Here is a 1,027-nt window from a genome sequence, read left to right on the forward strand (position 1 = left end):
GGCCGGGCCGGTCGGCCGGGCGCTCACCCGCTCGGCTAGCCTCCGGGGCTCCCCGCCGGCGTACCGTCCCTGCGTCGTTCGCGGGGCGGCGCCAGCACATCGCGGTGCGGCGCCCACCCGGAGGAGGCACCTGTGGCGCGTTCGGACCTGCTCGCTCTCGCTCGTGGGGACGGTGTCCACCTCGGCGCGCTGACCGCGGTGCTCGCCGAGCGCTACGGGGACCGGCCCGCCGTCGTCGACCCGACGCCGGCACCCGGGTTCGCCCACCACGGCGAGACCCGGAGCTTTTACGACATCGAGGATGCCGTCGGCCGGCTCGCCGCGTTGCAGCGCGACCACGGCGTGGGATGTGACGATCGCGTGATGATCGTGTGCGACAACCGCATCGATGTCGCGCTGCACGCCTTCGCATCGGCGCGGCTCGGTGCGGTGCCGATCCCGGTCAACCACCGCCTGACCGGGCACGAGATGGACGCGGTCGCGCAGGCCACCGACGCCGTCGCGGTCGTCGCCGACGACGACGTCGTCGACCGCATCCCCGACCGGCTCCGGCTGCTGCGCATCTCCGAGGTCGAGGGACGGGCGGCCGGCGCGGACCCGGTCCCGGCGCCGGACGACCTCGACCCTCGCGCGACCTCGATCCTGCTCACCACCTCGGGGACGACCGGCGTCCCGAAGGCGGCATCCCTGACCTCGAAGGGGCTGCTGTCCACGCTCGGCCGGTTGACCGTCGTCCCGATGGGTGCCGACCTCGGGCCGTTGCGCCGCGACCGTGACGCCATCTTCGCCTGCCTCCCCCTCACCCACGTCATGGGGTTCTCGGTGCTCCTGGCCGCCCTGTCCGCGGGTATCCCGCTCATCCGTCGGGTGCGTTTCGACGCCGACGAAGCGCTCGACCTCATCGAACGCCACCGCCCGAACATCGTGGTCGCCGTCCCCACCATGTACGCCGACCTCGAACGCTCCGGTGCTGCCGACCGGGACCTGTCGTCGATCCAGATCTTCGTCTCCTCCGCGGACGTCCTGC

Annotated in this window: 1 protein-coding gene; it reads left to right on the top strand. The window is 73.1% G+C overall.

Features of this window, described 5'->3' with window-relative positions; translation table 11 throughout:
* Positions 1–132: 132 nt before the first annotated feature.
* The coding region (locus WEB03_RS02855) for an AMP-binding protein (RefSeq protein WP_368069460.1) at positions 133–1,027 on the top strand (895 nt) is incomplete at its 3' end.

It is taken from the genome of Nitriliruptor sp. (assembly GCF_040882075.1).
In the GTDB taxonomy this organism is placed as follows: domain Bacteria; phylum Actinomycetota; class Nitriliruptoria; order Nitriliruptorales; family Nitriliruptoraceae; genus Nitriliruptor.